16 protein-coding genes are annotated in these 24824 nt (G+C 65.7%); 11 read left to right on the forward strand and 5 right to left on the reverse strand.

The window, feature by feature from the left end; genetic code table 11:
• Positions 1-3 precede the first annotated feature (3 nt).
• Positions 4-1296, forward strand: a complete 1293-nt coding sequence (locus tag ACTGJ9_RS15475; protein WP_456677749.1) for an MFS transporter — start codon at positions 4-6, stop codon at positions 1294-1296.
• 157 nt (positions 1297-1453) lie between these two features.
• Positions 1454-4039 (forward strand): EAL domain-containing protein, encoded by a 2586-nt coding sequence (locus tag ACTGJ9_RS15480; protein ID WP_456677750.1) that lies wholly within the window; start codon positions 1454-1456, stop codon positions 4037-4039.
• Between the two features lie 134 nt (positions 4040-4173).
• Here the strand turns inward: ACTGJ9_RS15480 and ACTGJ9_RS15485 are convergent, their stop codons facing one another.
• From ACTGJ9_RS15485 to ACTGJ9_RS15500, 4 genes are all read right to left on the reverse strand, one after another.
• Positions 4174-5955, reverse strand: coding sequence for a peptidoglycan-binding protein (locus ACTGJ9_RS15485; protein ID WP_456677751.1), 1782 nt, complete (start codon positions 5953-5955; stop codon positions 4174-4176).
• A 151-nt stretch (positions 5956-6106) separates the two neighbouring features.
• Positions 6107-6514 (reverse strand): hypothetical protein, encoded by a 408-nt coding sequence (locus tag ACTGJ9_RS15490; protein WP_456677752.1) that lies wholly within the window; start codon positions 6512-6514, stop codon positions 6107-6109.
• 278 nt (positions 6515-6792) lie between these two features.
• A complete protein-coding gene (locus ACTGJ9_RS15495) occupies positions 6793-8466 on the reverse strand; it encodes a serine hydrolase (protein ID WP_456677753.1) in 1674 nt (557 codons plus the stop codon).
• A gap of 163 nt (positions 8467-8629) precedes the next feature.
• On the reverse strand, positions 8630-9250 hold the full coding sequence (locus ACTGJ9_RS15500) for a TetR/AcrR family transcriptional regulator (RefSeq protein WP_456677754.1): 621 nt from the start codon (positions 9248-9250) through the stop codon (positions 8630-8632).
• Positions 9251-9380: 130 nt separating this feature from the next.
• Between ACTGJ9_RS15500 and ACTGJ9_RS15505 the strand changes: the two genes are divergently transcribed.
• The 6 genes from ACTGJ9_RS15505 (at position 9381) to ACTGJ9_RS15530 (ending at position 19851) form a co-directional block, all read left to right on the forward strand.
• The gene (locus ACTGJ9_RS15505; protein ID WP_456677755.1) at positions 9381-10610 is read left to right on the forward strand and encodes a cytochrome P450; all 1230 of its coding nucleotides are present in this window, start codon (positions 9381-9383) and stop codon (positions 10608-10610) included.
• 286 nt (positions 10611-10896) lie between these two features.
• Positions 10897-14547 (forward strand): AsmA family protein, encoded by a 3651-nt coding sequence (locus tag ACTGJ9_RS15510; RefSeq protein ID WP_456677756.1) that lies wholly within the window; start codon positions 10897-10899, stop codon positions 14545-14547.
• A 110-nt stretch (positions 14548-14657) separates the two neighbouring features.
• Positions 14658-16001: an IS1380 family transposase gene (locus ACTGJ9_RS15515; protein ID WP_456677757.1), complete on the forward strand. Its 1344-nt coding sequence runs from the start codon at positions 14658-14660 to the stop codon at positions 15999-16001.
• Positions 16002-16424: 423 nt separating this feature from the next.
• A complete protein-coding gene (locus ACTGJ9_RS15520; protein WP_456677758.1) occupies positions 16425-17549 on the forward strand; it encodes a DUF2336 domain-containing protein in 1125 nt (374 codons plus the stop codon).
• Between the two features lie 25 nt (positions 17550-17574).
• Entirely contained in the window at positions 17575-17820 is a 246-nt protein-coding gene (locus ACTGJ9_RS15525) for a hypothetical protein (protein WP_456677759.1), read from the forward strand.
• A gap of 351 nt (positions 17821-18171) precedes the next feature.
• Positions 18172-19851, forward strand: coding sequence for a di-heme-cytochrome C peroxidase (locus ACTGJ9_RS15530; protein ID WP_456677760.1), 1680 nt, complete (start codon positions 18172-18174; stop codon positions 19849-19851).
• A 9-nt stretch (positions 19852-19860) separates the two neighbouring features.
• Here ACTGJ9_RS15530 and ACTGJ9_RS15535 read toward each other — a convergent pair whose 3' ends face one another.
• Positions 19861-20700, reverse strand: a complete 840-nt coding sequence (locus ACTGJ9_RS15535; RefSeq protein WP_456677761.1) for a class I SAM-dependent methyltransferase — start codon at positions 20698-20700, stop codon at positions 19861-19863.
• 162 nt (positions 20701-20862) lie between these two features.
• Here ACTGJ9_RS15535 and ACTGJ9_RS15540 point away from each other — a divergent pair, with 162 nt between their 5' ends.
• Genes ACTGJ9_RS15540 through ACTGJ9_RS15550 form a run of 3 tightly spaced genes read left to right on the forward strand, consistent with a single transcriptional unit; the run spans position 20863 to position 24772 of the window.
• Positions 20863-23331, forward strand: coding sequence for an AAA family ATPase (locus ACTGJ9_RS15540; RefSeq protein WP_456677762.1), 2469 nt, complete (start codon positions 20863-20865; stop codon positions 23329-23331).
• Positions 23328-24245 carry a hypothetical protein gene (locus tag ACTGJ9_RS15545; RefSeq protein WP_456677763.1) on the forward strand — a complete coding sequence of 306 codons (918 nt, stop codon included), beginning with the start codon at positions 23328-23330 and terminating at the stop codon, positions 24243-24245. Before ACTGJ9_RS15540 ends, ACTGJ9_RS15545 begins: the two co-directional genes overlap by 4 nt.
• Positions 24224-24772: a sterol desaturase family protein gene (locus tag ACTGJ9_RS15550; RefSeq protein WP_456677764.1), complete on the forward strand. Its 549-nt coding sequence runs from the start codon at positions 24224-24226 to the stop codon at positions 24770-24772. Before ACTGJ9_RS15545 ends, ACTGJ9_RS15550 begins: the two co-directional genes overlap by 22 nt.
• Positions 24773-24824: the final 52 nt, after the last annotated feature.

Consider the following 24824-nt stretch of genomic DNA (forward strand, 5'->3'; position numbering starts at 1 on the left):
AAGATGCGGCTTCCGTTCTTCTACGGCTGGGTCGTGGTTGCGGTGACCTTTGTCACCATGGCCATCGGGGTCAACGCGCGCACCGCCTTTTCATTGTTCTATCCGCCTATTCTTTCTGAATTCGGCTGGGAACGCGGCGTCACCGCGGGAGCTTTCTCGTTCGGGTTCGTCGCGTCCGGCGTGGCAAGTCCGTTGATCGGACGGCTGATGGATCGCGCGGGACCGCGCGCCGTGATGGAGCTTGGCGTGTTGCTGATGGCCGGCGCGCTGCTGCTCGCGCCGCTCACCAGTCAGCCCTGGCATCTCTACCTCACCATCGGTGTGATGGTCGGCGCCGGCTCGGTGTGTCTCGGCTATTCCGGCCAATCGCTGTTCCTGCCGAACTGGTTCATCCGCAAGCGCGGCTTTGCGATCGGCATCGCCTTTGCAGGCGTCGGCATCGGTTCGATGACGTTGCTGCCATGGGTGCAGCACTTGATCGAGCAGACCGGCTGGCGCACGGCCTGCACCGCGATGGGCCTGATGATCCTGATTGTGCTGGCGCCGATCAATCTGCTGCTGCACAAGCGCCCGGAAGACATCGGCCTTCAGCCGGACGGCGACGCGGCGCCGGCCGCAGGGACCGCAAAGGCGGTCTCCAACATCGTCGATCCCGTCTGGGCCGCCACCGACTGGACGCTGAGGCGGGCGGTTGCGACGGCGCGGTTCTGGTGGATCGCGCTCGGCTATTTCTGCGGACTCTACATCTGGTATGCGGTGCAGGTGCACCAAACGAAGTTCCTGCTCGACATCGGCTTCAGCCCGAGCGTTGCGGTCTGGGCGCTCGGCGCCGTCAGCCTGCTCGGCATCCCCGGCCAGATTTTCCTCGGCCATGTCTCCGACCGGATCGGGCGCGAATGGGTGTGGGCGATCAGCTGCGCCGGGTTTGCGATCTGCTTCGCGGCGCTGATGGCGCTGAAGTTCCTACCCGCATTGTGGCTGGTCTGGCTGATGGTGTTCACGCAAGGCGCGCTCGGTTACGGCCTCACCTCGATCATGGGCGCGGTGGTGTTCGAGATTTTTCAGGGCCGGCACCAGGGCAGCATTTTCGGCATGATCATGCTCGCGGCATTGGCGGGTGGCGCGGCCGGGCCGTGGGTGACCGGCATGATCTACGATCGCGCCGGCGACTACACGCTCGCCTTCGGCATCGCCATCCTCGTCAGCCTGCTGTCGGCGTTGTCGGTCTGGCAGGCCTCGCCGGGCAAGGTGCGAGCCGTGGCCGGGCGGCTGCACAAGCTCCAGGCTGCAAAGTAGGTTCCGTACGCATCGCATGACCGGCACCGCTTTCGCGGAATGTTAAGCATGTCGTGGCTTGGCGGAGCGTGAGCCGGTTGCAAAAACGTCTTGGACACCATCGGCGCATTAGCTTGGGGCCGATTGCCGCATTTTCCTGATGCTGCCGAGCCCAACGATGTCTGCCTCAGACTGCCCAGTGACGGAAATGCCGGACGTGCTGCGCGCAGCGCTCGAATGCGCCGACGACGGCATCGTCATTGTCGATGACGCACGTCGCATCAGGCTTTTCAACGCCGGTGCGGAGCGGATATGGAATCTTGCGCGCGCTGACGTGCTCGGTCGCGATGCCGAAATCCTCTCGCTGAGATGCCTGCAGGCCGATCCGGTCGCGGATTTTCGCGACGAGATCAGCCTGGTGCGGCGCGACGGCAGCCGGATCAAGGCGACGATCGCGCTATCAACGGCGACGATCGACGGCGCGGCCCATCACATCGTGTTTGCGCGCGATGTCACCGCCGACGCCGAGCGCCGCGTCAGGATCGGGCTGCTCAACGCGGTCTCCGACCAGACCAATCGCGCGGTGCTCATCACCGATGTCGAGCAGAACATCCGCTACGTCAATTCGTCCTTCACGACGCTGTTCGGATACACCAGCGAGGAAGCGGAAGGTCGGCGCGCCGGCGAACTCATCGCCGGTTGCCATACCAATCGCGCCGCCATTGCGAAGCTGGTCAAGCGGCTCCTCGACGGCGGCCGGCGCGGCGAGGTCGAGACGCTGGTCTACACCAGGGATGGTGAGGAGATCTGGGTCTGCGCCCGGGTCGACGCCTTCCGCGACAAGAAGGGCCGCGTCAGGCACATCTTCGCGCTGCTCGAGGACATCACCGAGTCCCGGCAGCTGCGCTCGCTCCAGCAACTCATCACGAGTGCGCTGGCCGACGAGGTGCCGATCACCGAGATCGCGGACCGGCTGTGCCGCCGCGTCGAACAGATCGCGCCCGATGTCGTGTGCTCGCTGCTCCATGTCGATTCCGCCGGACTGATCCATCCGCTCGGCGGCCCGAGCCTGCCCGAGGATTATTCCCGTGCGCTGGAGGGCATCGCGATCGGCCCCAATGTCGGCTCCTGCGGCACCGCCGCCTTTTACGGCGAGCCGGTGCTGGCTGAGGATCTCGATACCGATCCGCGCTGGCAGCCCTACAAGGCCATGCCGCTCGCAGTCGGCTTGCGTGCCTGCTGGTCGACGCCGGTCAAGGCCAAGGACGGCCGCGTCATCGCCACCTTCGCCTTCTACTTCCGCGAGCCGCGGGCGCCGAGCAATTGGCACCGTCGCATCGTCGATGCCTGCGTCAACCTCGGCGCTTTCGCGATCGAGCGCAAGGAAGCGCGCGCCGAAATTGCGCGGCTCGCCTATCACGACATCCTCACCGGGCTGCCCAACCGCGCGCAATTGCGGCACCTGATCACCACCGCGATCGATGCCTGCCCGACCGGCAGCCATGTCGCGCTGGCCTTCCTCGACGTCGATCATTTCAAGGACGTCAACGACACCCTCGGTCACGCCGCGGGCGACGAGCTGCTGATTCAGCTCGCGGAGCGTCTGCGCGAGCAGATCGGGCCCGAAGACATGCTGGGCCGGCTCGGCGGCGACGAATTCGTCATCCTGCTGCCGAACCGGAACGCCGAGAGCGCCGCGCGCGTCGCGGCCGACGTTACTCAAGCGCTGGCCGTGCCGTTGCGGCTCGGATCCAAGCTGATGCCGATGTCGGCCAGCATCGGCATCAGCCTCTATCCCGACCACGCTACCGACATCGACACGCTGATGCAGCAGGCCGACGCCGCCATGTACATGGCCAAGCAGGCGGGCCGATCGACCCACCGCATGTTCAGCGCCGAGATGAACGGGTTGGCCGAGCAGCGGCTGGCGATGATCGCCGCACTCCGCCGCGCCATCGCCGACAATGCGCTGAGCCTCAGTTATCAACCTCAGATCCGCAGTTGCGACGGCGCCATTCACGGCGTCGAGGCGCTGGCGCGCTGGCGCGATGCCGAGCTCGGCGATGTCTCGCCGGCTAAATTCATTCCGCTCGCCGACGAATGCGGCCTGATCGAGCAGATCAGCCTGTGGTCGGTGCGTGAGGCCTGCCGGCAGATGGCGAGCTGGCGCCGCGCCGGGGTCAACATTCCCTCCGTCTCGGTGAATCTGTCGCCGCTCAATTTCCGCAACGTCACGCTCGCCGCGCGGCTTGCGGACGTTCTCGCCGAATACCAGCTGCCGCCGGATGCCCTGATGCTGGAGATTACCGAAGGCACCTTCATGCAGGACGGCGCCACCGCGCTCGAGACGATGCACGCGATCCGCGCGCTCGGCGTCGGCCTGTCCGTGGATGATTTCGGCACCGGCTATTCGAGCCTCAGCCGGCTCGCGCAGCTGCCGATCCGCGAGTTGAAGATCGACCGCAGTTTCATGCGCGACATCGAGAAAGACGCCGGCGCACTCGCCATCGCCACCGCAGTGGTGCGCGTCGGCCAGGGCCTCGGCATGACCGTCGTCGCCGAAGGCGTGGAAACCGAAGGCCAGCGCAAGATGCTGGCCGAGCTCGGCTGCGACGTCGTGCAGGGCTTCCTCTATGCCCCCGCGCTCGCCCCGGTCGCCTTCGAGCGCTGGCTGATCGAGCACTGCGCCGAGCAGGCCAAGGCGATGCTCGGCCGGCTCGACCTCAAGCCGGCGGGGCCGGCCGCGGTGAAGCGGCTGGCTTAATCGCCTCTCGCCGCTCCGGACCGAATGAAAAAAGCTGCCCGCGGGCTGCGGGCAGCAGGTCGTGAGGATTTTTCGGTGAAGGTTCGTGAGAGAGCCCCGCCAGAGGCGGGGCCCCAAGCGCGTTGACGGCCGGATTATTTCTTGGCCGGCTGCCCGGACGTCGAGGGCGGCGGCGCATTGTTCTGGTTGGTTTGTCCAGTCGTGTTCTGGTTGGCGCTGGGCTCACTGGTGGACTGATTGTCGCTCTGGTTGTTGCTCTGGGCCGGAGCCTGGCCGGTGGTCTGGCCCGGCGGGTGGTTCGTGTTGGCCTGGCCCGAGTTTGCCGGTTCGTTCTGCTGAGCCTGCCCGGTTGTGGACGGCTGGTTTTGCGGAGCCTGACCCGTGGTCTGGTTCTGCTGCGCCGGCGCGTTGCTCTCGCGGGTGCCTTGCCCGGTGGTCGTGTTCTGCGGCGCCGACTGGTTGTTTCCGCCCTGGCCAACGGTCGTCGACTGGCCCTGGGTAGCGCTGATCTGGTTGGATACGCCAAGCGCGGCGACGGTGCGGGTATCGATCGAGCCGGTGGCCTGGAAACCTTCCTGTCTCTGGAAGCTCATCAGCGCACGGCGCGTATCGGGTCCGAGGACGCCGTCAGCTTCGCCGGACAGCATGCCGCGTTCGATCAACACACGCTGAACGACGCGGATCTCGTCGGGGCTGAGATCCAGTGCGGCGACGCTGCTGCTGCCGTTCGAGCTGCCGCGCTGGGCATAGTGCGTCCGCGGGCCGGCGGGAATGACGTCGACGATCCGGCGGCTGCGGTCGGTGACGACGATCTCGTCATCGACGACGAAAAAGCTGTCGTCGCGGTAGTCCTGATAGACGTCGATCAGCGCGGGATAGTCCGAGACGGAAACCACGGAAATGTTCCGCGGCACGACCACGCCGGCATTGACGCGGAAGTTAATCGCATTGTCGTTGACCCGCACGCGCTCGACATTGCGCGAGCTCAGCACCGACTGTTGCAGCCGCGTCTGCTGCCGCGCGTTCACCTGCACGCGGCCGGACATGCTCTGCGTGGCTCCGCCCTGGGTCTGCGCCTGGGCGTTGGCCTGTCCTTGCGTATTGGCGCCGGTCGTTGTGCCCTGAGCATTCTGGCTCTGGGCGTTGCTGCCAGTGTTCGCGCCGGTGGTCGCCTTGCTCGGATCCTGCGCGTTCTTGTTCTCGGCGTCGCTCCTGGTGTTCGCGCCTGTCGTGGTGGTGTTCTGACCCTGCGCGTTCTTGCCTTGGGCTTCCTTGTCTCGTGCGTTCTTGTTCTGCGCGTTCTTGTCTTGCGCATTCCTGTTTTGCGCACTCTTATCCTGCGCGTTGTCCCGGGCATTGGCGCCCGTGGTCGTGCTCTTGTTCTGCTCTGCGCCTTGCGACTGACGTGCGTGGTCGCGGTCGCTGCGGCTCTGTCCGACGGTCTGGTCCTTCTGCCCGCTCTTCTCGCTCTCGGACCTGGACTGATACGCGCGGTCGCTGTGCGACTGGCCGACCGTCCGCTCCTTGCCTTGCTTCTGGTGCTCGGATTGCGACTGGCGCAAATTGTCGCGGTCGCGGCCCATGGTCTGCTTGTCGCCCTTGTCGGAAGCCCGGCTGCTTTCTTGCGCCGCAGATGAACCCTCGGCCCGACCGCCGGCGCGGCCCTGCGTCATTCCTTCGTTGCGCGGGCCTTCATTGTGCAACGCGCCACCTGCACCGCGCGACGTCGCGCCGCTGGAGTGTTCCGCAGCACCACCGCTGGCCCCGCCTGCGCCGCCGCCGGCTCCTCCGCCGGTGCTCATTCCGCCGCCGGCTCCTTCACGCATGCCTTGCGCCGATCCTTGCACCGAGGCTAGGCTGACGCCGGCGAGCAGCACCGCTGTGGTCAGCAGGAACTTGTTCTTTCCAATGGTCATCTCAATCTCCTGGGGTTTGCCTGGTTGCTGTTGCGCGTCCTCGCCGCGATGCGACCGCGCGTGATCTCCCGGTCGAAGCCCGGAGGCATCGACCTGCTATTTGATGTCGGGGGCTCAGCGGTCCGCGCCGGCCCGATCTTGCCGCTTCACATCACCAGTGATGGTGCCAGCGATAGAAGGGCCGCCGTGGGAATGGTGCGCCGTAATAGGCGAAGGCCGGACGCACGACGCGGCGATAGCGGTAACCGTAATAGGCCGGGGCATAACCAGTGCTGTAGTAGGTCGTGGTGTAGCCGCCCCAGCGATACGGTCCATACCCGCCGTAATACGCCGGTGCGTAACCGCCGCCGTAATAGCCGGGGTACCCGTAGTAGCCGTAATCCGGACCATACGCGTAGGCGGAAGAGGCCAGGCCGCCGAATATGGCGCCTGCTATCAATCCGCCGGCCAGCGCTGGACCGAAGCCGCCATACCAGCGGGCTTCCGCGGGCGTTGGCGCTGCCACGGCGCTCACGCCGAGCGTGCCGACGGTTGCCAGAACCAGCGCGGTCTTCTTCATGTGCTTTCCTCCTGTTTGGGTGGTGTGATCTCGGGCCAACATCAACGGCAGGCAAAAGTTGCAAGCGCAGGTTCGGGAGAGACAAAGTGTCATGAAGATAAATGCGCGTTCATTTCGGTGACTGCGCGTCTCCGGATGGCGACTTTGCAGGTGTCCCGACGGTTTGCGCGCGTTCCGCTGTTCCGCGCGCGCGGATCGCGTCGCGCTGTTCCCGGACTGCGACGGTTTAGCGCACGCCGGGGAGACCCGCAGCGTCGCATTGCGCTGACCGCCGGGGTTCAGCGATGGGCCGGTTCGGCCGTCGTACCCTGCTGGCGCTCGCCCTTCAGGACCTGTCCGTGCTGCCTAAGCGTCAATGCCACGATCTTGCCTCCGGCATCGCGTGCGAAATCGAGCTCTGCGCCGACCGATTCGGCGACGAAGATATCCGGCTCGACCGGCGCGAGCTTGAGTGGCCGCTGGTTGGTCCCCTGCAGAGAGAGCTGTGCATCGGCGACGAAGATGCGCAGCCCGAATTTCGGCGTTAGCGGATAAAGCCCGATATAGTCCTGGAGTTGCACGTCGCTCGGCGTCCACTTGCTCGCCGCTGTCGGAGGCGGACCAATGCGACTGGCCTCGAGTGCGGCCCCGCCCTGAAACCAGGTGAACCCATAGCTACCGTCCGCCTTGCGCGCCGGCCGGAGCACGGCGTCAAACAGAAGCGGATAGAAATCGCCTGCGTTGTCATAGCCCATCTCGAATTCGCTCTGATCGTCGGCTTGGATGGTCAGGCCGCTGTCCTTGTGCCGCAATTCGATGCCGAGGCCGCCCGGCAGGCGATACTTGCCCAGCAGCCCGTCGATCAGCTTGGCATCGGCGGCCATCGCGATGTGCGGCACGCCGGCGGGCCGTGCGGTATCGAGCAGGTGAAATCCAAATTGTCCGAGGCCGCCGAGCGTGACCAGGGACGTATCGCTCAGCAGGACCACGGCGCGCTTCGTCTCACGATCGAACGCCACGAAGGACGAGTAACCGCCGGTCGCGCCTTCATGGGCGGCGATGGTGTGCCCGTTCACCACCGACAGATTCCAGTTCATGCCCATCCGGTGCCCGTCGACACGCGCAACCTCTTGCTGCGTGAGCGCCAGCGCGGGCGTGATCGCACTGTCGCGGGTGCCGAGTCCGCCTTCCATGTAGCGCAACATATCCGCGAGCGTCGCGCGCACCCCTCCCACGCCGGCCATGTCAGGATGAAAATCCCAGGGGTTCGCGGGCTTGCCGTTCGGGTAATGGCCTTGCGCCAGATGCACCTGCGGCGGGCGCGTGGCCACATAGGTCTCGTTCATGCCGAGCGGCCCAAGCAGGCGTTCGCGAAGCAGCGTCTCGTAATCCTTGCCCTCGCGTTTGGCGAGCGCATAGGACAGAACGATCATCGCGGGATTCGAATATTCCCATTTCGAGCCCGGTTCGCGCGTCAGCTTGATCGCGGCCAGAGTGTCGAGCAGGTCACGCTCGGTTGCGCCGGCATAGGGATTGCTGGGGTCCGGGGGCTGATAGTCGGGGAGGTTCGCAGGAATGCCCGACGTGTGCGTCACGATTTCGCCGACGGTGATCTCGTGGCCGTTGACGGACGGCACGCTTGTGCCCGGAGGCAAAAGCTTCGCGATGGGATCGTCGAGCGCGATGTCATGCGTTGCGATCAGTTCGGCGAGCAGCGCCGCGGTCATGGTCTTGGTGACGGAGCCGATTTCGAAGGCGGTGTGTTCGTCATAGGGGCGCGCGGATTTCGGATCGGCGCAGACATAGGCCGTCGCGACCGTCCCGTTCTCGATCACGCCGGCCGCGACACAGGCGCGGGTACGATCGCCGCTGAAGCGCTGCGACAGCGCAGACTTCAGATCGCTATCGCCGATCGCAAACGCGGGCGACGTGCCGAGCACGACCGCCAAGGCAAGCCAGAACCGGGCTTTCATGGTCTTTCGCGACCTCGACTTGCCGGCATATGCCGCCCTCCGGCCTAATGCGACCGATTGTAACGCTACAGATATGCCTTTTAAGCGTCAAGCTGTCCGCACCGCTATGGCATCCCGTTGCTGTGACAGGAGAGCTCGCTCGGAAGCCGGCCTCTCTTTTTATTCATGAGCTGCTGCCCGACGCCAATCCCGTCCTGCGCCGCAAATCCGTGATCGCGCGCAAGAAGCTGTCGGCCGGCGTCGTCTCCGGATCGATCAGCCGGTGCAGGCGAAAACCGTCCTCGAGTGCCAGCACGACGGAGGCCATCCAGGGTGGGTTCAGCGTCTCGCCCGTGGCGCCGTTCTTCAAGGTCGCCTCGATGATGTCGGCGATCAGCTTGCGCCGGGCGCGCAGGCGCTTGGCGAGATCCGGCCGGCGCTTCTCGGCGCGCGCGACGAACAGGATCATCTCCATGTGCAGCAGCGGCGAGCGGCCGAGCGGATCCTGTCGGCTGCGATCCATTGCCTTCAGCGCTGCAATGAAGTCGTCGAGATTCCTGTGTTGCGCGAGGATCTCCATGTTGCGCCGGATCGATTGCTCGACATGGTCCTCGAGCATGGCGATGATCAATTCGTCCTTGCTTTTGAAGTTCGAATAGAACGCGCCACGGGTGAAGCCGGCCTCCGCCGCGATCGCCTCGATGCTGGCGCCGCCGATGCCGTCTTGCTCGAACACCCGCGCTGCCGCCTCGAACAGCTTGTCGCGCGTGTCGTCCCTGGTCGGCCTGGTTCTCACCCTTGACATCGCGCCAGTTTAGGGCAGAATGCAACTCGATACAACAATGTATCGAGTTGATAATTCACAGGGATGGTTACGCAAGGCTCCGGGGCGGCCTCGCGTATCGTGTCATGCGGCAACCGATTTCGAGGTCACCATGAACGAGCAAGTGCAACCCGCAGGCGATCCGCTGTTCAATCCGCTGGCGCCGGACTTCATCCGCAATCCCTATCCGTATTACGACCGGCTGCGCACCATCGATCCGATCCACGAGACGCCGTTCGGCCAGTTCGTCGCCAGCCGTCACGCCGACGTTAGCCTGGTGATGCGCGACAAGCGTTTCGGCAAGGATTTCGTCGAGCGCACGACGCGCCGCTACGGCCCCGAGATCATGAACGAGCCGGTGTTCCGCAGCATGAGCTGCTGGATGCTGCAGGCCGATCCGCCCGACCACACGCGCCTGCGCGGCCTGGTCGTGAAGGCGTTCACCGCCCGCCGCGTCGAGGACATGCGGCCTCGCATTCAGGAGATCGTCGACCGGACCATCGACGCGGTGATCGACCGCGGCCACATGGACCTGATCGAGGATTTCGCCTTTCGCCTGCCCGTGACCATCATCTGCGACATGCTCGGCATCCCCGAAGAGCACCGCGAGGTCTTCTACAAGAGCTCGCGAGACGGCGGGCGGCTGCTCGATCCGGTGCCGATGACGCCCGAGGAGATCGCGAAGGGCAACGCCGCCAATATGATGGCGCAAATGTATTTCCAGCAGCTGTTCGAGTTGCGCCGCCGCAGTCCCGCCGACGATCTCACCACCCAGCTGGTGCAGGCCGAGGAAGACGGCAACAAGCTCACCAACGAGGAACTGACGGCCAATATCATCCTGCTGTTCGGCGCAGGCCACGAGACCACCGTCAATCTGATCGGCAACGGCCTGTTGGCGCTCCATCGCAATCCGGACCAGCTCGCGCTGTTGAAGGCGCGGCCGGACCTGATCACCAACGCGATCGAGGAATTCCTGCGCTACGATTCGTCGGTGCAGATGACCGGACGCGTCACGCTGGAGGAGATCGAGGATCTCGGCGGCAAGCGGATCCCCAAGGGGGAGAGCGTGCTCTGCCTGCTCGGCTCGGCCAATCACGATCCGGAGGTCTATCCCGATCGGCCTGACAGGCTCGACATCACCCGGCCGAACGTTCGGCCGCTGTCGTTCGGCGGCGGCATCCATTTCTGCCTGGGGGCCCAATTGGCGCGCATCGAAGCCGAGATCGCCATTGCGACACTGCTGCGCCGGTTGCCCGATCTGCGCATCGACGACGTCGAAAACCCGGCGTGGCGGCCGACCTTCGTGCTGCGGGGCCTGAAGCAGCTGCCGGCGAGCTGGTGATAGCCGTTACGTTGGTTCAACGAGCACTCTTTTTCATCCTGGGAAGACCGCCAGAGGCGGGCGTCCGAAGGATGGCTGCGGGCGGGAGCGGGGCCTCTATGGTTCGAGACGGCGCTTGCGCGCCTCCTCACCGATGAGGATCTCGCATCGGCATTAAGCTCCGCGCGGAACAGTCGCTGTGACTTCGCCACACTTCCCCTTATATAGGGGAAGGTCCGGCGCGCCTGAAGCTTGCTTGTAGGCTTGGGTTTGGCCCCGGGGTGCCGGTTTGGCCGAGAGGAGACCCGTGCAGACGACGCTGCTCGGATTGGCGATTGCCTTTATCTTAGCGCTGCTGGCCGCGCTGATCGGGCCTTATTTCGTCGACTGGAACCAGTTTCGGCCCCAGTTCGAGGCGGAAGCGACCCGGATTATCGGGGTGCCGGTGCGCGTGGCGGGCGAACTCGATGCGCGGCTGTTGCCGGCGCCGACGCTGCGGCTGCGCTCGATCACCTTCGGCGGCAACAACGACCTCGGAAGGCTGCGTGCCGACAAGCTCGACGTCGAGTTCAGCCTGAGCTCGCTGATGCGCGGCGAATGGCGCGCCACCGAGCTTTCGATCGGCGGCATGGCCGTGGATCTCGGCCTCGACGCCAGGGGCAAGGTCGATTTGCCGTCCACCGCGAGCGGCGCCTTCAACCTGGCTTCGCTTGCCATCGAGCGGCTGAACCTCACGGGCCGCATCGCGCTGCATGACGCCGCCAGCCATTCCACGTTCGAGCTCAACGACATCGTCTTCTCCGGCGACGTGCGCTCGCTCGCTGGCTCGGTGCGGGGCGACGGCAATTTCACCGCCGCAGGCGTGCGCTATCCGTTCCGGGTCTCCTCCGGCCCGAGTCCCGATGGCAGCGCCACCCGTCTCCATCTCAACATCGATCCCGGCGAGCGCGCCATCCTGGCCGATCTCGAAGGCGTGCTTGCCTTCGACAACCGCCAGCCGAAATTCGAGGGCGCGCTGACGCTGGCTGTGCCGCCGATGAAGAAGCCGGGCGAGGCGGGACCTATGCCCTGGAAGCTCACGGCAAAACTCAAGGCCGATCCGGCCGGCGCCAGGTTCGACCAGGTCGATGCGAGCTTTGGCCCCGAGGATACCGCGCTGAAGCTCGGCGGCGTCGGCGACCTCAGGTTTGGCGCCTCGCCGCTGCTGCGCGCTGTGCTGTCGGCGCGGCAGGTCGATGCCGACAAGCTTGCCGGCCGGGACGACGCCGAGCCGCTGCGCATCCTGCCGAGCTTGCGCGCCGCTCTCGCCGCGATCCCGCAGGCGCCGATCCGGGCGCAGATCGAGTTCAATTCCGACCAGATCATGCTGGGCGGACGTCCGCTCCAGAACATCACGGCCGAGCTGCAGACCGACGGCCGCTCCTGGACCTTCCAGCGGCTCGAGCTGCGCGCACCCGGCATGACGCAGTTGTCGCTCAATGGCGCCACGCCCGGTGCCGACAGTTTCAGCGGCCGCCTCAGCGTCGAGTCCTCCGATCCCGATACGCTGGTCGCCTGGCTCCAGGGCCGCAGTGAGGTCAACCGTCGCAGCACGCGGCCGCTGCGCCTTGCCGGTGACTTGACGATCGCCGCCAACCATCTCGCCATCGACAAATTGAAAGCCGACATCGAAGGCGGCACCGTGGAGGGCCGCATTGCGTTCGTGCAGACCGGCGCCAGCAAGGGCTCGCGGATCGATGCCGAGCTGAAAGCCGACCGTCTCGATCTCGATGCCGCCGCGAGTTTTGTCCGCGCGCTCGCCGGACCGCAGGGCGAATGGCCGGAGGAGGCAAAGCTCTCGCTCGACATCGCCCGCGCGATTTCGGCCGGACAGGAGCTGCGGCCGTTTGCGGCCAGGCTCGGCTACGGTCCGACCTCGCTGTCGCTGGAGCAATTGCGGTTCGGCCAGGCCAGCGGCGTGACCATGGAGGCCAGCGGCAGTTTTGATCGCACCAGGGCCACCGGCAAGCTCGCCCTGAAATCCTCCGCCAATTCGCTGAGCGACCTCACGGCGCTGCTGGAGCCGATCGCGCCTGCGCTGCGCGCACGCTTCGATGCGATCGCGCCGTTGCCGGGCATAACACGCCTGAAGCTCGAACTCAGCCTCGACAAGAACGCCGAACATGCCGATCGCAGCGAGGCCCGCGCCGTGCTCGACCTCGATGCGCCGCAGCTCAAGGCCACTGCGACGCTCGCCGCACAGCCCCTGGTGGCCGCGGTCAACGGCATCGACATCGAAAAATTGCGCGACAGCGACTTCACGCTGGAGTCGAAATTGTCGTCGCCGCGGGCCGCTTCGCTGACGGCGCTGCTTGGCCTCGATCGGATTGTCGCCGCGGGCGAGGGCGCCTCGGAGCTCGAAGGCAGACTGAGCGGCGCGTGGCGCCGGCCGTTGCAACTGAACGCCAAGCTCGGCGGCGGCGGGCTGGATGCGGATGCGCAAGGCAGCGCCGACCTGTCGGCGCCGGAGCCGAAGGCCAGCGTCAATCTGCGCGTCCGCAACGCCAATCTGGCGCCGCTGTTCGGGACCAGCCCGGCCGATAAATCGGCGCAGAATGTGAGCCTGTCCTCGCGCGTCGGGTTATCCGGCAATCGCCTGACTTTCGACGATCTTGACGGCACGGCTTCCGGGTCGCACCTGCGCGGCCATCTCGCCATGACGCTCGATCAGGAGAAGAGCGTTGACGGCGAGGTCGGCTTGGACTCGCTCAATCTGATGCCTACGCTTGCACTTGCCATCGGCGCCGCCGGACGTGACGCCGGTGAGCCGCTGAGTGCGGGTCTCGTCAGCGGCTGGCGTGGCCGCATCGTGTTCCAGGCATTGCGCGGCAATCTGCCTGGCGGAATCGAGCTGCGTCCGTTCAGCGGCACGATCAGGGGCGATGGTCAGTCGCTTGCGCTCGATGCGCTCAAGGGCGGCGTTGGCGGCGGCGAGATGACCGCAAGCCTCGATGCGCGCAACGGCGCCAACGGGCTGGCGCTGAACGCGCATCTCGATCTCACCAATGTCGACGCGGCGTCGCTGCGCTACCGCGATCTCGCGCTGCCTAAGGGACGCGCCTCGGTGCAGATGACGCTGACGAGCCAGGGCCGCAGCGTCTCGGCGCTGACCGGCGGGCTCGCCGGCAACGGTACGGTGACGCTGGACGCCGCCGAGATCAGCGGGCTCAATCCGCGCGCCTTCGAGATCGCCATCCGCGCCAGCGACGGCGGCCAGGTCTCCGACGACAACCGCTTGCGTCAGCTCGTCGAGCCCGCATTGTCGGCCGCTCCCATCGCTGTCGCCTCGGCGCAGATCGCGTTCACGATCCGCGACGGCCGCCTGCGCGTCGGCCCAACTCCGCTCGAGGCGAAGAACGCGCGCGCCATCGTCTCCGGTGGTTACGACATTCCCGCCGATCAGGCCGACATCCGCGCCAGCCTGACGCCGATCATGACCGGTCTCTCCGGCGCGCCGCCGGAGATCCAGCTGTTCGCGGCCGGCCCACCCGACAAGCTTAGTCGCACGGTCGATCTCACGCCGCTGTCGTCATGGCTTGCGGTTCGCACGATCGATCGCGAGACGCGCAGGCTCGATGCCATCGAGCGCGGCGAGCCGCCGCCGGCGACCGCTGCCCTGCCGACGCTGGTCTCGCCCGAGCCCGAGCCGTCGCAGACCGATGTGCCAATGCCCGGCCGCGATCCGCGCCGCCCGCCGCCGAAGGCAAAAGTTGAACCAAGAGTCGAGCCCAGGGCCGCAACGACGCCCGCACCGATGCCGAAGCCGCCGCTTGCAGGGCCAGCCGTGCCGGGCCCGCCGCTGGCGAGCCAGCAGGTCGCGCCCTTGCCGCCGCCGATCGACGTGCGGCCCGCCCCCGGCCCGCCGCCCGCAAAACCCCGGCCGAAGCCGCCGCTGGTCCTGACGCCGTCCAATCCCTGAAAAAAGGCTCGGTTAGCCCGCATTTCTCACAGTGTTGAGGCGCATCGGGGCGCGAATCAGCGAAAGTTCTTTTGCGAGAAGGACTTCGCGGTGATTCAAGGAATGCCCCGATGCCGGCACAGTGTAGCGCAGAACGGTTTGATTTTGGAGAGGTGGAAGGCCGCATCGTGGAAGCGGCTTTTGATGGTGGCCTGGTGACGTCGGATGCGGGCGCGCTGCTGCTGGGCGCGTCTGATCGGGCGATTGATCTGGTGGGGCGCTTTGCCGATTGCTTTCGCGATCATCGCCGGGTGGACTTGATCGAGCACGCAGTCGGAACGTTGGTCGGACAGCGGGTCTTTGGCATCGCACTTGGCTACGAAGACATCAACGATCACGACGAGTTGCGGCACGACCCGCTGATGGCGGTGCTGGCGGGCAAGCTTGTTGCCAGGCGCGAGGACTGCGCACCGGTGGCCGGCAAGTCGACGCTGAACCGGCTGGAACTGGGCCGGGAGGAACCTTCGCGCTATCACAAGATCGCCTACGACGCGGCGGCGATCGAGGCGTTGCCGGTGACGCTGTTCCTGGAGGCGCACAAGCGACCGCCGCCGCAGATCATCCTCGATCTCGACGCCACCGACGATCCTCTGCACGGGCATCAGGAGGGGCGCTTCTTCCACGGCTATTACGACTGCTACTGCTATCTGCCGCTGTACGTGTTCTGCGGCCGGCATCTGCTGGCGGCCAAGCTGCGGCGCGCCGACATCGATGCCAGCGCAGGCAGTGTCGCGGAGATCGCGCGGATTGTCCGGCAAATCCGCGCCCGCTGGCCGTTCGTGCGCATCGTGCTGCGCGCCGACAGTGGCTTTGCGCGCGAGGCGCTGATGGCGTGGTGTGAGCAAAACCGCGTGGATTATCTGTTCGGGCTCGCCCGCAACACGCGCCTGGTCGCCATGATCGAGGAGGAGCTCGCCGCGGCGAGAGCCACAGCCGAGACGACCGGCCAACCGGCACGCCGCTTCAAGGACTTCCAATGGCGTACGCGCGACACCTGGAGCCAGGAGCGCCGCGTCGTCGCCAAGGCGGAGTGGACGCAAGGCGAGGCCAATCCGCGCTTCGTCGTCACCTCGCTCAAGCGCAGCGCGGCGGGCGTGCGGCAGCTCTATGAGGACATCTACTGCGCCCGCGGCGACATGGAGAACCGCATCAAGGAGTGCCAGCTCGATCTCTACGCCGACCGCACCTCGGCCGCCACCATGCGCGCCAACCAGCTGCGGCTGTGGTTCGCCTCGATGGCCTATGTGCTGATCTGTGCCCTGCGGCGCATCGGCCTTGCCGAAACCACCTTTGCGGACGCCACCTGCGGCACCATCCGCCTCAAGCTCCTCAAGATCGGCGCACTGGTGCGCATCAGCGTCCGCCGCATCAGGATCGCCATGGCCTCGGCCTGCCCAGCCGCTCAGCCGTGGTGACACGCGGCTCGTCGCCTGGCCGAAGCCGCCAAGGCTCGCGCCTCGCCGGCCTGACACGCGACGCTGCGAGGCGCTCAATCGGCGGCATCACCAACAGGCCCAACGGAGACATTCAAAACCAAATCGCCGGCTGCGCCTTCAGCGCCACGGCTCCCCGTTGCCTTGCCAAATCCTCCTATCCTCCGTCGCTGAGCAATCGGTCGTGTGAGAAATGCGGGTTAGCTGACGCCGTTGCGCAGGCCTTGCGCGGCGGTAAACGCATTCGCTTGCATTTGAATGAGTTTTGCCCGGCAAAACTGATCTGCCGACTTTACTGGATTCTCGCGTTTGATCCCTAATGTTGGTTCCCATGGGAATTCGGAGTCCTGCCCGCACAAGCAGGACGGCTCGCCAAAGAACGTACCAAGAACTGGGGTTATCGAGATGAACGGGGCAACATCGCTTCTACAGGATCTGGACGACGCGATCGCGCGCGGCACCGACGAAAGCCGGGCGAAGGCGTTGTGGCATGCGACCGATCTTTTGATCACCGGTCGCTACGTCGACGACGAGATCAGCATGTTCGGCGAGGTCATCGGCCGGCTTGCCGACGAGATCGAGGTCGCCGCGCGCGCGCAGCTCTCCGAACTGATGGCGGGCTGCGATCATGCGCCGCTCAACGTCATCGAGAAGCTCGCCCTGGACGACGAGATCGAGGTCGCGGGTCCCGTGCTGCGCGGTTCGACCCGGATCGGCGAGAAGGTGCTGATCGAGAGCGCCATGACCAAGGGCCAGGCGCATCTGCTCGCGATCGCCCAGCGCGATGCGCTCGGCGAGGCCGTGACCGACGTGCTCGTCAAGCGCGGTAACCAGGAGGTTGTCACCTCGATCGCAAAGAACGAGGGCGCGCGCTTCTCCGGCTCGGGCCTGCTGCACATGGTCCGCCGCGCCGAGGGAGATTCGATCCTTGCTGAACAGCTCGGCCTGCGCAAGGACGTGCCCCGCCACATCTTCCAGCAGCTCATCTCCAAGGCGTCGGAAGACGTCCGCCGTCGGCTCGAGACCGAGCGCCCCGAGATGATGTCGCAGATCCAGAGCTCGGTGACCGGGGTCACCGGCGATTTGCAGTCCAAGTTCGGTCCATCCTCGCGCAGCTATTTCGTCGCCAAGCGCGTGGTGACGACGCAGTACCGGCAGGGCAATCTCAACCAGGTCTCGATCTCGAACTATGCGCGCCAGCACCGCTTCGACGAGGTGCAGATCGGCCTCTCGCTGCTGTCGTCGCTGCCGGTCGACGTGATCGAGCGCGCGCTGATGGACCGCAACCGCGAGATGATCCTGGTGCTGTGCAAGGCGCTCGACTTCTCCTGGGACACGACGATGTCGCTGTTGTTCCTCGGCGCCAAGGATCATCTGATCACGGCGCGCGAGCTCCACGACAACGAGCGCGATTTCGGCCGCCTCAAGGTCGAGACCTCACGCAGCATTCTGAAATTCTACCAGTCGCGCAAGAACAGCGCCGGCACCGATCCCGCGACGGGTCGTCAGCCCGAGCTTCAGGTTCACTGAACGGGACATCGAGGGAGTATTTGCAATGTTGCCTCAATTCGGCACCGCAGTTCGCAAGAACAAGAGCCTCACCACGAACCTCGCCGCCGAGACCGGCGGAGCGGCCCCGGAGAAGGCCACGGTCGACGCCGCATGGCTCGTGCTGGAAGCCGCCAACGATCTCGGCGACCACGCCGCGATCGAAGCCTGCCGCCGCGTCATCGATGCCGAGCTGAACGGCACGGTCGCCGCCAGCGCGGATACCGATCTCGTGCTGGGGTATTTCAGGTAGCGACGCGGAAACCGCAGTACCCGCGCAGCGGGTCTCAATGCCCCCCATCTCTACCTTTGCGCTTATATCCGACATGATGTAGCCTACGCTTGCGGACGCCGAAGTGCGGCCGCAGGCAATGGGGTTCGAGCGGTCGCTATGGGGCGGCGTGTCGTCCTTGCTGGTGGTTCGGCACGCGCGCATGCGCTCGCTGCGCATTGTCATTTGCACGAAAATACCTACTGCACGAAAATATCTGGAAGGCCTCCGGTGCTCGCGCGGCGCCACCGGTGGTGCACGATTAGTGATTGCCATGTAGCGACGGCATTGACGCCGTCATGATTGAGAGCTTCACACTGATTGGAGCCGAAGATGAAATTTGATGTGCGCGTACCGTTGATTGCCGTCGTCACCCTTCTTGCCGCCTTCATGCCCGCATCAGCCGAAGACAAGCCCGCGCCGGCTGGTCCCGTCCATCTGCAACAGGGCTGGAGCGACGAGACCGCCGATCGCTGGCACTTCATCTCGCAGGGAACTGCGCTGATCCCCTATGAATGGTTCGTCGCGCTGGAGCAGCCGGGGCAACCTTCCGGGCAAACCGCACTGATCAAGGAGCCCGAGAATTTGCAGCGTCTGGGTTTCCTCCCCGACCCCGTCAGCCCGACCAACAATCCGGACGGTCTCGCGATCGGTCTTTACAGCACCCCGGTCGACCTTCCCGACGGCAGGCACGCATGCTGGAAAGGCAAGTGGCTGGGCCTCGGCTGCGCCGGCTGTCATACGGGGCAAGTCAGCTACCGTGGCCAGCGGATCCGGATCGAGGGCGGGCCTTCGCACATCGATATTGATGCGTTCGTCGGACAGCTGGTCGGATCCATCACGGCGGTCCTGCAGAATCAGGACGGGGCCGGACAGCGCTTCATGGCGCGGGTGAAGGCGCCGCCTGCCGACGTGCAGAGCGGACTGCAATGCTTCGGCGGCGTCCTGCAGGCGGCCGCCAAGTTCAACCAGGCCGTCGGCGGAAACTCCGGCGATGCGGCGGGCGGGGCGGGCAGGCTGGACGCGCACGGTGCCGGCTTGAACCAGCTTCTGGCCGGCCCATTCAGGCTGATGACCGATCCGTCGGACATCGGCGAGACCAGGAATTTTGCGCACCTGACCGCGCCGGTGCGATACCCGGCGCTGTGGGACACGCCGCGCTTCAACTGGGTGCTGTACAACGCCTCGATCCGTCAGCCGCTGACGCGCAACATCGTCGAGGCGCTCGGTGTGCTCGCGCCAATCAAGCATGACGCGACGATGCTCACGCCCGACGTCATGCATGCGGTCCAGATGGAGAATGTCGTGTGGGGGCAGCGGCAGCTGATGGATCTGCGGTCTCCGCGCTGGCCGGAAGCCATTCTCGGCGGACTTGACCAGAAACGGGCGCTGCGCGGCCAGCTCGTCTATGTCAGCGCGTGCGCCAATTGCCATGATGCGGCGCCTGTCGAAGCGGCTTCGGGGGCCTGCAGCGAGATCCAGGTCCCGCTGGTCGATCTCCGCAAGATCGGCACCGATCCCGAGCAGGCGACGACGTTCAACAGCCGCAAGATCGCGCTGTCGAAGATCGGTGGTCCGGACGCGATGTCCAACTACAAGGCCGCCGAGGTTCTCACCGGAAACATCGCCGCGCAGTGGATCGGTCGGTCCAGGGACAACGCGGCCAGCGCCGCCGAGATCAATTGCGGCCGTCCAAACCAGTTCAGAGCGCCGCTTGCGTACCGGGCAAGGCCGCTCAACGGCATCTGGGCGATGGCGCCCTATCTGCACAACGGCTCGGTGCCGTCGCTCAATGACCTCCTGCAGCCGCCAGCCCAGCGGCCGAAGACCTTCTATGTCGGCACTTGGGAGTTCAATCCGGATATCGTGGGATATGACATGAAGGCCGAGACGCCGGGCGCATTCCTGTTCGATACGACCATGCGCGGCAACTCGAATGCCGGGCACGTCTACGGAACTGATCTGACCGAGGACGATCGCAAGGCGCTGATCGAATATCTCAAGACGCTCTGAGCGTCCGCTTTAGTCCTTGCGGCAGGTGAAGCAATAATAAGGACAAGTGCCCTCGGCGAAGGACGCATGCAGCTGCGTGCCCGGAATGCCGGCGAATTCGTGGGACACGCCGAGCAGCACCCGCGGCACGATCTCGTCCGCCAGCGCCGTTCGCCGCGCGCCATCGAGCTCCAGCGCGCGCGCCACATTCGCGGTGATGTCGTCCTCCCGAACGAGACGCAAGCGCGACCGGGCCAGGGACTCGCGCGGATACACGTCCTTCGAGCGGTCTTCGAAGCACGCCATCAGGAAAGCCCCGCCCGGCCTGAGCACGCGATGGACCTCCTCCAGAAAGCGCGCCATGTCGCCATAATGCTGCGCGCTCTCGACGTTGACCACGACGTCGAAACTCGCGTCCGCGAACGGCAGGCTCAGCGCATTGCCGACGCGGAATGCGAGATTGTGCTGGCCGGCATAGCGCGCCGTGCTGAAGCGGATCGCCGGCTTGCAGATGTCGAGCCCGGTGTAGCTCTTCGGGTTGAGATACCGCGCGATGTAGGAAGCGCCGCCGCCGCGGCCGCTCCCGACCTCCAGCACATCCTTGCCCGCGATTGCGGCGCCCGACGCGACATGATGATAGAGCTGGATCGCGTAGCGATCGGGCTCGTCGGCGGGTTGCAGCGCGACCTGCTCGCCGTTCAGCGAAGCATAGCCGTAGTTGAGGAATCGGATCGCGGCGTCCCTGTCGAGGTTGCTCAGCAGCGAGTACCAGGCGTTGGTGAAAAGCTGGCGCGCCGCGCGCGAATAAAACAGTTTTACGACGGCCGAATGGATCGGATTTGCCGCTGTCGGATACGGATCCTGCTTCACGGATCAATACTCTCGCGCGAAAATGGGGAACGCTTCCACCATAAAGCATGAGCCAAGGCCCTTGATGCGTCAACAATGGCGACGCTTGCCTGCCACGATTGACTTCATTCCGAGGCGGGGATATACTTTAGGTTTAGTGCACTTGATGCTGGACTCCGCGTGATGACTGGGCAGGTTGCCGCCTGGTTGGAGAAGGTCGGCCTCCCTCAATACCTGAAGTCCTTTTCCGACCACGGCATTGATTTCGACATCCTTTCCGAGATTACGGATCGCGATCTCGCGACCATGGGTGTCGTGCTGGGGCACCGGCGCAGGCTGTTGCGTTCGATTGCCGAGCTCGACGTTCCGAAGGCGCGTCTGCTCGCACCGAACATCGACGCGGGCGCGGAGCGCCGGCAACTCACGATCATGTTCTGCGACCTCGTCGGCTCGACTGCACTGTCGCAGCAGTTCGATCCCGAGGAGATGCGCGAGATCCTGCAGGCCTATCGCGAGGCCGCGACCGCGATCATCGGGAGCTATGACGGCATCGTCTCGCGACTGGTGGGTGACGGCATCCTGTCCTATTTCGGCTATCCGTCGGCCCATGAGGACGACGCCGAGCGCGCGGTCCGCGCCGGGCTCGAGATCACCGCCGCGGTCCGGGGCATCGACGTGCAGCCGGGCTTGCGGCTGGAGGTGAGGATCGGTATCGCCACCGGACTGGTCGTCGTCGGCGATCTCTTCGCAAAGGGCGCCTCGAGCCGGCTGGAGGTGATCGGCGAGACACCCAACCTCGCGGCGCGGATGCAGGCCTTCGCCGAACCCGGCACCGTCATCGTCGCGTCCTCGACGCGCCGGCTGCTCGGCAATCTGTTCGAGTTGCGCGCACTCGGCACCTGCGTGATCAAGGGATTCAGCGAGGCGATCGAAGTCTGGGCGGTGGACCGTCCATCGCCGCTCGGGAGTCGCTTCGAAGCCTATCGCTCCGCGGGCCTCGCCGGTTTCGTCGGCCGCGAGCACGAGCTCGACCGGCTGGCCGAGTGCAAGCAGCGGGCCTGGCGCGGCCAGGGTCAGGTCGTGCTGATTTCCGGCGAGCCCGGCATCGGCAAATCGCGGCTCGCGGCGCATTTCCTCAATGAGCGGATCGCGGCGGAGCCGCACATCCGGTTGCGCTATCAATGCTCGCCGCATCATCGCGCCAGCGCGCTCTATCCTGTCATCACGCAGCTGCAGCGGGCGGCGAAACTCGGCGCCGGCGACGGCAACGCACAACGGCTGCGCAAGCTCGAAGCGCTGCTCGGGCGCAGCGATCTGAAGACGCCGACGCTGGTGCCGCTGTTTGCGGATCTGCTCTCGATTGCCACCGACGAACGCTATCCGCCGCTCGACTGGACGCCGCAGCAGCTGCGGCGCAACACGCTTGCCGCGCTGATCCAGCGCTTGCAGCGCCTGTGCGCCGAGGCGCCGGTGGTCTGCATCGTCGAGGATTTGCATTGGGCCGATGCGACCTCGCTCGAGCTGCTCGGGCTCGCGGTCAGGCTGGCCGACCAGCTTCGCCTGCTGCTCGTCCTGACATTCCGCGACGAGTTCAGGCTGCCGTGGATGGGCCCGGCGAATTTGACGACGCTGGAGCTCGGACGCCTCAAAGAGACCGACGTCCAGCGCATGATCGCCGAGGTGATCGGAAGCCGCGCGGTCCCGTCCGAGCTGGTCACGCAGATCGCCACCCGGACCGACGGCGTCCCGCTGTTCGTCGAGGAGCTGACGCGCACGGTGCTTGAGATGGGCGTGCTCGAAAAGGGGGCGGGGGGCCGCTACAGGATCGCCGGCAGCCTGCCGCGCCTGTCGATCCCCACGACGCTCCAGGATCTGCTGATGGCGCGGCTCGACCGGCTCGGGCCGGCGAAGGAGATCGCACAAGTGTGCGCCGTCATCGGCCGTGAATTCTCCGACGTGCTGCTGCGTGCGATCTCGGACAAGGACGATGTGGAGCTCGACGCCCGGCTCGCCCAGCTCGAAGCCGCCGAGTTGATTTTCCGCAGCGGGGCCGCTCCCGAAGCGGTCTATACGTTCAAGCATGCGCTGGTGCAGGACACCGCCTATGAAAGCCTGCTCAGGAGCAGCCGGCGGCGATTGCACGAGCGGATCGCGGCCGTGCTCCAGGAAAAATTCCCGGACGCCGCCGCGGCAGCGCCCGAAATTGCCGCGCACCATCTCACGCAGGCCGGCCTCGTCGAGGACGCCGTCGAGTGGTGGGGCAAGGCGGGCGATCGCGCGCTGCGCAGCTCGGCCTATCCCGAGGCGATCGCGCATCTGACCAAGGCCATCGGGCTTGCCGAAGGCTTGAGCGAAAGCCCGGCCGGACAAAGCCGGCGGCTGCAATTGCAGATCGCCTATGGCAACGCGCTGATCGCAACGCGCGGCTATGGCGCGCCGGAAACGTCGGTCGCGTTCGCACGCGCCCGCGAGCTCGCTTCCAGCCTCAAGGGCGCGCCCGAGCGCTTCGCCGCCACCTACGGCCTGTGGGTCGGAAGCCTCGTTCGCAGCGAGCTCGGATCGATGCAGGAGCTCGCGCAGGCATTCTTGCAGGATACCGCCGACCGCCCCGATGCGCCGGAGGCGGGGTCGCGCATCGCGTCTGCGGCATGACGCGCTGGTTCGAGGGCAATTTCGTCGATGCCAAGCAGCATCTCGAGCAGGCGCTCACGATCTATCGCGACGAGCACGATCGCGATCTCGCCTTCCTGTACGGCCACGATTGCGGGATCGCTGCGGCGATCTACCTTGCGCTGGTGCTGTGGCCGCTCGGCGAAGTCGATCGCGCCGAACAGCTGGCGCAGCATGCGATCCGCCGCGCGGCCGACAGCGGCCATGTCGCGACGATGGTCTACACGCATTTCCACAAGATCGTGCTCGAGGCGATGCGCGGCAACCCTGAAGGCGCCAGGCCGCATGTCGATGCCGTGATCGAGCTCAGCCGCGAGCACGGGCTTCTGCTTTACACGCGGGCCGGCAAATTCTGGAATGGCTGGATCCGTTGCGGTCTCGGCGAGCGCGCGGCCGGGCTCCAGGGGATGGAAGATTCCATCGCGCTGCCGCTGGTCGGAAAAATGGCGACCGGGCTGTACGTGCCTTTGACGTGGACGCTGCTCGCGGAAGCCAAGGCCGGCGAAGGGCAGTTCGACGAGGCGCTCGCGATCCTGGATGAACAGCTCGTCGAGGTGGAGCGGACCGGACAGGAATGGTTCACCCCGGAGATCCAGCGCCGGCGCGGCGAGCTGCTGCTGCGCAAAGATCCCATCGATATCGTCGCCGCGGAGGCGGCGTTCACTGGCGCTATCGAAGCCGCGCGGGCGCAGCAGACCGCGACGTACGAGCTGCGCGCAGCCCTTTCGCTTGCCAGATTGTATCAGGCGAGCGGAACGGATGCGCAGGCGCGGAGCGTGCTCGGTCCGGTGATCGGGATATTCGCCAACGCACGGGAGTTGCCGGAGATTTTCGAAGCACGGGCGGCCATGGAGCGTTCCAGCAAGACCAGCCCATGCGCAAACCCATGCGACTGAAAAAGTTCTTGTACTTTGCCGATTTCGTGTTCTATCCGCTGGCAAGTGCCGCGCTGGTCGCGGTCGCTTTTCTCCTGAACGAGCCTCTGCGCTGGGACGAAGCGGCGATCGGCTTCGCAAGCGGGCTGTTGCTGTGGAGCCTCGCCGAATACGTCATTCACCGGTTCGCCTTGCATGGTCCGGCCTATCTGGCCGCCTTGCACGACATGCACCATTCCGATCCGCGCGCATTGGTCGGCTCGCCGCTGTGGCTGAGCCTGGGATCGATCTGTTGCGGATCGCTGCTGCCGGTCTGGCTGCTGGTCGGATTTGGCAGCGCCTGCACCGTCACGGCGGGACTCATGCTGGGCTACATCTATTTCGGTGCGCTTCATCACATCATTCATCATCATCCCGTGAAGCGCGGCGGCTATCTCTGGCGCCTGAAGCGCCGCCATACGCGCCATCACTACGGCAAGCGGCCGTGCAATTTCGGCGTGGTCACCAGCATGTGGGATCGCGTCTTCGGAACGTTTTGTTCCGAATGACTGCTCGGTTCACCTCTCCCGAAGGGAGAGGTCGGAACGCATCGAAGATGCG

Origin of the sequence: Bradyrhizobium sp. RDM12 (assembly GCF_051917485.1) — a bacterium.
GTDB lineage: Bacteria > Pseudomonadota > Alphaproteobacteria > Rhizobiales > Xanthobacteraceae > Bradyrhizobium.